The 7034-nt window shown below is 62.9% G+C and carries 7 protein-coding genes; 4 read left to right on the top strand and 3 right to left on the bottom strand.

Annotated features, from left to right (window positions below):
• Positions 1-35: 35 nt before the first annotated feature.
• The 3 genes from ACNI3R_RS12370 to ACNI3R_RS12360 form a co-directional block, all read right to left on the bottom strand.
• Positions 36-998: a D-alanyl-D-alanine carboxypeptidase family protein gene (locus tag ACNI3R_RS12370; protein ID WP_426183677.1), complete on the bottom strand. Its 963-nt coding sequence runs from the start codon at positions 996-998 to the stop codon at positions 36-38.
• 122 nt (positions 999-1120) lie between these two features.
• The gene (locus tag ACNI3R_RS12365) at positions 1121-1687 is read right to left on the bottom strand and encodes a murein L,D-transpeptidase catalytic domain family protein (protein WP_426183675.1); all 567 of its coding nucleotides are present in this window, start codon (positions 1685-1687) and stop codon (positions 1121-1123) included.
• A gap of 240 nt (positions 1688-1927) precedes the next feature.
• The gene (locus ACNI3R_RS12360; RefSeq protein WP_426183673.1) at positions 1928-3208 is read right to left on the bottom strand and encodes a L,D-transpeptidase family protein; all 1281 of its coding nucleotides are present in this window, start codon (positions 3206-3208) and stop codon (positions 1928-1930) included.
• Positions 3209-3367: 159 nt separating this feature from the next.
• On the opposite strand from ACNI3R_RS12360, the gene cutA reads away from it, so the two are divergent.
• The 4 genes from cutA to fusA all read left to right on the top strand — a co-directional run bounded on the left by cutA (position 3368) and on the right by fusA (position 6961).
• The gene (gene cutA / locus ACNI3R_RS12355) at positions 3368-3673 is read left to right on the top strand and encodes a divalent-cation tolerance protein CutA (RefSeq protein WP_426183671.1); all 306 of its coding nucleotides are present in this window, start codon (positions 3368-3370) and stop codon (positions 3671-3673) included.
• Positions 3674-3966: 293 nt separating this feature from the next.
• The gene (rpsL, locus tag ACNI3R_RS12350; protein WP_011952201.1) at positions 3967-4338 is read left to right on the top strand and encodes a 30S ribosomal protein S12; all 372 of its coding nucleotides are present in this window, start codon (positions 3967-3969) and stop codon (positions 4336-4338) included.
• A gap of 13 nt (positions 4339-4351) precedes the next feature.
• Positions 4352-4822, top strand: coding sequence for a 30S ribosomal protein S7 (rpsG, locus tag ACNI3R_RS12345; RefSeq protein WP_165324456.1), 471 nt, complete (start codon positions 4352-4354; stop codon positions 4820-4822).
• A 66-nt stretch (positions 4823-4888) separates the two neighbouring features.
• Positions 4889-6961, top strand: a complete 2073-nt coding sequence (gene fusA, locus ACNI3R_RS12340) for an elongation factor G (protein ID WP_426183668.1) — start codon at positions 4889-4891, stop codon at positions 6959-6961.
• The last annotated feature ends 73 nt before the right edge of the window (positions 6962-7034 follow it).

Genomic DNA, 7034 nt, shown 5'->3' with positions numbered 1-7034 from the left:
GAGTTAGCGGCGGCGCGCTTCGGCGCGCGCCGCCTTTACTCGCTGTCGCCCTCTTCGACGTTCAGCGCGGCGATCTGCGGCATCGGGCGCAGGCTCCGGTTGAGCGCGAAGCCTGAACTGGCGAGCAGCGCGGTCATATCCCCATTGCCGCCGTTGCGACGGATTTCGAGCGCGGTGAAGCCCGCATTGAGCAGCGACGTGATGTCGCGGTCGCGCTGCCAGCCCGAGGGCGAGCCCAGCACGACGGCGATCAGGCGGCGCCCATTGCGAACGGCCGAGGCGGTGAGCGTGAAGCCGCTGTCGTTGGTGAAGCCGGTCTTGATCCCGTCGACCCCCGGCACCACGCCGAGCAGCTTGTTGTGGTTCGCCATCCGCAGCCGGCCATAGCTGACACTCTGTTCGGCGAAGCATCCATAATAGTTGGGGTGGTTGCGGATCATCGCGGCCGAGAGGATCGCAATGTCCTGCGCCGAGCTGAAATGCGCCGGATCGGGCAAGCCGCTGGCATTGGCATACATGGTCTGCCGCATGCCCAACTGGCGCGCCTTGGCGGTCATCAGCCGGGCGAAATTCTGTTCGGTTCCACCGATCCTCTCGGCCAGCGCAACGGCGATATCGTTCGCGGACTTCACTGCCACGACCTTGATCGCGTCCTCTACCGAGAGCGACTGGCCGGGCGCCAAGCCCAGCTTCGACGGACGTTGGCTGGCGGCATGAGAGGAAATCACCACCCGGTCGTCAGGACGAAGCCGTCCGGCTTCGAGCGCATCGAAAACCAGATAGAGGGTCATCACCTTGGTAATCGAGGCGGGATGGCGGATCGCCGTCGCCTGCTCGGCATAGAGGATCTCGTTGGTGCCGGCATCCATGAGAACGGTTGCGAAGCGCGGCAGGCCCAGTGGGCTCGCAGCAGTGACCGGCGTGACGGACAAAGCGATGGACGTGCAACTGAGGGCGATCGCCGCAGCGGCTTGTCCGAAGATCGTCTTGAGCATCATCCAGCCCCCTCCGTTACCGACCAGACAAGGCTGAATCTAAACGATAAGTGAAAGCCGAGACAGGCAGGCGGCGGCCATTGGCGTCGCCATTCGACTCGTTTTGAGCACGGGCTGACTCGATTTCAGGCAAGGTCGATCTTGTCCGCATAGATCAGACGACCCGGCCCGAGCCGTTCCATCACCAGGGCGAGATCGGACTCACCAAAGGCAAAGCAGCCTTCCGAGCGGCCGAGCTTGCCATGCTGGGCGATCATCGTCTTCTCGGCATACCAGGCGCCGTGAATCACGACGGCGCGTGCGCGGGCATTGCTGTTGGTCGGATCGAGGCCATCCACACGGCGCGACCGCCCGTGATTGCCGACATATTCCTCGGCAGTGACGAAGGCGCCGCTCGACGAGGCGGCGGAGCCGGGCTGATTGGAAAAACGCTGCAGCCAGCCGGTGTGGTTCGGATCGGACCCGCGGCCATGGGCGACGAGCAGGCTCGTCACCTTGCCCGAGGCTACGTCCAGCATATGAAAGCGCGGAGAGGACGACGCGGCATCGAAATCGCAAATGCCGATGACGTCGCGATAGCGGATACGTCCGATATGCCGGCTCATTGCCGCCAATGCCCGCTGGCGCACATCGCTGCGAAGAGCCGGCCCCGACGAAATGGGCGCAGCGAGAAGGCCATTGCCTCCACTCATCCCCAGACCAGCGATCAAACCAGCACCCAGCAGTGCACGCCGGCTGACCGGCGTAATCGAAAGATTTTGCAAGTGCCCAACCCGCTATGACAACCGTAATGATCCATACATAGCGGACAAGGTTAATTTTTACATTGGCATAAACCGCACTTGTTCCGTCACGGTCCGGTGCCGGTCCCTTTCCTTGCACGATTCATCGCTGCGCTGCGGTAAGGATGGGTATCGACTTGCTTCTGTCGTTCATCGCGCCGCCATCACCGCCGCGCGTCCGGGCGCATCGCCCAATTGCGCGATCGTGGCACTATCGCGCTTGTACGGGTCGCCGATCCGCGTCACGCGTCCGTCAGGCGTAGCCTCCAGCGTGAAATAGGTCAGATAGACGGGGATGCTCCGCTGAAGCTGGAACACCCTGGTCGTCGACTGATCGGCCAGTGCATCGTTTAGCTGCATCTCGTCATGCAAAAGAGCGGCGAGGCCCTCGATATTCTCGACGCGGACGCAGCCATGGCTCAACGCCCGGTGCTCGCGGCGGAACACGCTGTGGTTAGGCGTGTCGTGCAGATAGATGGCATCGGGATTGGGCATGTCGATCTTTATCCGGCCGAGCGCATTCGTCGGCCCGGGCGCCTGCCACAGCATGCGGTTTCCGCCATAGCTCTTCCATTCGAACCCGCGGCCCTTCGGCATGCCCTTGCTCGATATGCTCCTGGGTACGCTCCAGCCGGGGTTGGCGACGATCGACTGGGCATGAAGTGCAAGTTGCGGCGTCGGCGTGCGGGGCGAGCCGACCACCACGTTATAGCTGGCCCGCTCGACACCATCGGCTATGACGCTGAGCCGATAGGAGGGGATATTCACATAAAGATAGTCCTGGCCGAGATCGCGCGGCATCCAGCGCCATCGCTCCAGATTGGCCCTGATCTCGGCACGTTCGCCGGGCTCGACCGCCTTGGCATAAGCCACCTTCAGCGCCGCATAGCGTTCGTCCTTCGGCAGCAGGCTGGTCAGCCATTTGTCTACCCGGTGCGCTGCCAGCGCACTGTCGAGACCCGTCGATATGTCCGCCGCACTCATCGGCGCCGGCATTTTCCAGTCGAAGCGCGCCTTGTCGTCTATCGCCCCGTTGGCAAAGTCGTTGGCCAGCGCAAGCGCGACACCGTGGGCCAGAGCATCGATGCCGGGGCCGCTCCCGCCATCTTCGGCCGCCTGACGAAGCGGCGCGACGGCATAGGCGGTCGGGTCGAGCCCCTCTTTCGCGCTGGCGTCGATGATTTTGAGCAGCTCCTTAAGGTCGCTCTGCGACCACCGTGCATCTGAAGCCGCTTCGCTCGCAACCGCAGGCAAGGCTGCCTCCGTTGTGGTGCCGGCAGGGGCCACGCCGTCGAAGCACAAAGCTGTCACCGCAACCAGCGGAAGCGCTGCAAGAAGGCGAAGCGGCTGGAAGCGGTGGTGCGGGCGGGGCAGAAGGGCTGTCGAAGCCGCAGCGGCAATCTTGGGTTTCGTGGTGTCGATGATCGACATGGCGGACCTCCCGGGCTGTATGACGAAGAAAACGTCACCCAGTGCCATTTGATCCCTTGACAAGCGCAAAACGACCCTTGCCGAAGGGTGAGGCCGGAGCGCCGCCAGTGCGTGCAACTCGCTGGCGGGCTTAGAGTGGAGGCCTTTATGATCCTGGCGATGACGAGCTGTTCGACACTCGAAGAAGCCGATCGGATTGCCAGCGCGCTGGTCGAGGAGCGGCTCGCCGCCTGCGTCCAGATCCATGCCGCGCACAGCGTCTATCGCTGGGCGGGCCGCATCGAGCGCGCCGAGGAGTGGACCCTGCAGATCAAGACGCGCGAAGCATTGGCCGATGCCGTGCGAGACAGGATCGCCGCGCTCCACAGCTATGACCTTCCCGAGTTTGTTGTCCTCCGGGTCGAGGCAGCGTCTGCGGGCTATGCCGCCTGGGTTGACGCCGAGACGGCGGGCGCCGATCTTTAAGACGTCTGGCGCGGAGTGAGCTCTCTGCCCTTGCATTCTGACTGCTCGAGCGAGGCCGGTGCAGGCCCCGGTTGCGGCGGTTGACCCGATCCGACTCCTTCTCTATAGGCGCGCCCTTGCTCGGAGACGGTCCGCCGACTCCGGGTGAGCTGAACATTGCCGTTGCGTGTGATGGCCCGGGGGGTCTGGTTTGACCGCCGGGGTCTTCGTGCATTTCCGCGTTACCGCTCACGGGCGGTGCGGGAAAGGCTATTCGGGCAGCGGTAAAGTAACTCTTAGAGGTGAAGGGCTTCATGCCAACGATCAATCAGCTGATCCGCAAGGGTCGGGAACCGCAGAAGGCCAAGTCCAAGGTCCCTGCGATGGAAAAGAACCCGCAGAAGCGCGGCGTTTGCACGCGCGTCTACACGACGACCCCGAAGAAGCCGAACTCGGCGCTGCGCAAGGTGGCCAAGGTCCGCCTGACCAACAGCCGCGAAGTGATCAGCTACATTCCGGGCGAAGGCCACAACCTCCAGGAGCACTCGGTGGTCCTGATCCGCGGTGGCCGTGTGCGCGACCTTCCGGGTGTGCGCTATCACGTTCTCCGCGGCGTGCTCGACACGCAGGGTGTCAAGGATCGCAAGCAGAGCCGTTCGAAGTACGGCGCCAAGCGTCCTAAGTAAGAGGTAGATCGAAATGGCTCGTCGTCGCCGCCCAGAAAAGCGCGAAATCCTTCCCGATCCGAAGTTCGGGGATGTCGTGCTCAGCAAGTTCATGAACAGCGTCATGCTCGACGGCAAGAAGTCCGTCGCAGAAGGCATCGTCTATGGTGCCCTGGAAACCATCGAGACCCGCGCCAAGCGCGAGCCGCTCGGCGTGTTTCATGACGCCCTCAACAATGTGAAGCCGGGCATCGAGGTGCGCAGCCGCCGCGTCGGTGGTGCGACCTATCAGGTTCCCGTCGAAGTCCGTCCGGAGCGTTCGCAGGCTCTGGCCATCCGTTGGCTGATCAACGCGGCTCGCTCGCGTTCGGAGCACACCATGGCCGGCCGTCTGTCGGGCGAGCTGATGGATGCGGCGAACAACCGTGGCAATGCGGTCAAGAAGCGTGAGGACACGCACCGCATGGCCGAGGCGAACCGCGCCTTCAGCCACTACCGCTGGTAACAATCCTGTCCATATCGTCGGGGTAGGGGAGACCGCTCCCCACCCCGACATCGGAGTTTTCAGATCATGGCCCGCAGCCACCCGCTCGCCAAATATCGTAACATCGGCATCATGGCGCACATCGATGCCGGCAAGACGACCACGACCGAGCGTATCCTTTATTACACCGGCAAGTCGTACAAGATCGGCGAAGTCCATGAAGGCACCGCCACCATGGACTGGATGGAGCAGGAGCAGGAGCGCGGGATCACGATCACGTCCGCCGCGACGACCTGCTTCTGGAACGATCACCGGATCAACATCATCGATACGCCTGGCCACGTCGACTTCACCATCGAAGTAGAGCGTTCGCTGCGTGTGCTCGACGGTGCGGTCGCCTGCTTCGACGGCGTTGCCGGCGTCGAGCCGCAGTCCGAGACTGTCTGGCGTCAGGCCGAGAAGTACAAGGTCCCCCGGATGTGCTTCGTCAACAAGCTCGACCGCACCGGCGCCAATTTCAACATGTGCGTCGACATGATCAAGGATCGTCTCGGTGCGCGCGTGGCCGTCCTGTATCTGCCGATCGGGCTGGAAAGCCAGTTCAAGGGTCTGGTCGACCTGGTCAACAACAACGCCATCATCTGGCTCGAAGAGAGCCTGGGTGCGAAGTTCGAGGTCGTCGACATCCCCGAGGACATGAAGGACGCCGCTGCCGTCGCCCGCGCCGAGCTGATCGAGATTGCGGTCGAGCAGGACGACGAGGCGATGGAGGCCTATCTCGAGGGCACCGAGCCGGATGCGGCCAAGCTCAAGAGCCTGATCCGCAAGGGCACGCTGAATTTCTCGTTCGTCCCGGTCCTCTGCGGCTCTGCATTCAAGAACAAGGGCGTTCAGCCGCTCCTCGATGCGGTTGTCGACTATCTGCCGAGCCCGCTCGACATTCCCGACGTGCAGGGCGTCAAGCTCGACGGCGAGACCCCGGACTCGCGTCCGGCGGACGACAGCGCACCGATGTCGGCGCTGGCCTTCAAGATCATGAACGACCCGTTCGTCGGCTCGCTCACCTTCGCGCGCATCTATTCGGGCAAGCTCGAAAAGGGCACCTTCCTGAACAGCGTGAAGGACAAGAAGGAAAAGATCGGCCGCATGCTGCTGATGCATGCGAACAGCCGCGAGGACATCGATGAGGCCTATGCAGGCGACATCGTCGCTCTGGCGGGCCTCAAGGAGACCACGACCGGCGACACGCTGTGTTCGCCGAGCGCGCCGATCATCCTCGAGCGCATGGAGTTCCCGGACCCCGTCATCGAGCTGTCGGTCGAGCCGAAGACCAAGGCCGACCAGGAAAAGATGGGCATCGCCCTGAATCGCCTGGCAGCCGAGGATCCCTCGTTCCGCGTTTCGACCGACCATGAGTCGGGCCAGACGATCATCAAGGGCATGGGCGAGCTTCACCTCGAGATCCTCGTCGACCGCATGCGTCGCGAGTTCAAGGTCGAAGCGAATGTCGGTGCTCCGCAGGTCGCTTATCGCGAATATCTGAAGAAGCCTGTCGAACTGATCTACACCCACAAGAAGCAGTCGGGTGGTTCGGGCCAGTTCGGCGAGGTCAAGGTTCAGGTCAAGCCGGGCGAGCGCGGCACCGGTTTCGTCTTCAAGGACGAGATCAAGGGCGGCAATATCCCGCGCGAATATATCCCAGCCGTCGAGAAGGGCATGCGCGAGACGTCCGAGGGCGGTTCGCTGATCGGCTTCCCGATCGTCGACGTCGAGGTTCACCTGGTCGACGGTAAGTATCACGACGTCGACTCGTCGGCTCTGGCCTTCGAAATCGCGGGTCGTGGTGCGATGCGTGAGGCGGCCCAGAAGGCCGGCATCACCATCCTCGAGCCGATCATGAAGGTCGAAGTCGTGACCCCGGAAGATTATCTGGGCGACGTCATCGGCGACATGAACAGCCGTCGCGGCCAGATCCAGGGCACCGACAGCCGCGGTAACGCACAGGTCGTCGAGGCGATGGTGCCGCTCGCGAATATGTTCGGCTATGTGAACCAGCTGCGCTCGTTCACCCAGGGCCGCGCGCAGTACACGATGCAGTTCTCGCATTATGACGAAGTGCCCGCCAACGTTGCCGAGGAAGTCAAGGCAAAGCTGGCATAATCCGAAATTTGTGGTTATGGGCGCGTCCGCATCGGGCGGCGCGTCCAGCAATTGATTCGAAGAGAAGAGGCAA

Origin of the sequence: Rhizorhabdus antheiae (genome assembly GCF_049889055.1) — a bacterium.
GTDB lineage: Bacteria > Pseudomonadota > Alphaproteobacteria > Sphingomonadales > Sphingomonadaceae > Rhizorhabdus.
Note: the sequence above shows the minus strand (reverse complement) of the source record. Positions and strands in the feature narration are given on the sequence as shown.

What these genes read in the sequence shown, in the direction of transcription:
- fusA (WP_426183668.1), top strand. Translation starts at nt 4,889, where the DNA reads ATGGCCCGCAGCCACCCGCTCGCCAAATATCGTAACATCGGCATCATG.
- ACNI3R_RS12370 (WP_426183677.1), bottom strand. Translation starts at nt 998, where the DNA reads ATGATGCTCAAGACGATCTTCGGACAAGCCGCTGCGGCGATCGCCCTC.
- cutA (WP_426183671.1), top strand. Translation starts at nt 3,368, where the DNA reads ATGACGAGCTGTTCGACACTCGAAGAAGCCGATCGGATTGCCAGCGCG.
- ACNI3R_RS12360 (WP_426183673.1), bottom strand. Translation starts at nt 3,208, where the DNA reads ATGTCGATCATCGACACCACGAAACCCAAGATTGCCGCTGCGGCTTCG.
- rpsL (WP_011952201.1), top strand. Translation starts at nt 3,967, where the DNA reads ATGCCAACGATCAATCAGCTGATCCGCAAGGGTCGGGAACCGCAGAAG.
- rpsG (WP_165324456.1), top strand. Translation starts at nt 4,352, where the DNA reads ATGGCTCGTCGTCGCCGCCCAGAAAAGCGCGAAATCCTTCCCGATCCG.
- ACNI3R_RS12365 (WP_426183675.1), bottom strand. Translation starts at nt 1,687, where the DNA reads ATGAGTGGAGGCAATGGCCTTCTCGCTGCGCCCATTTCGTCGGGGCCG.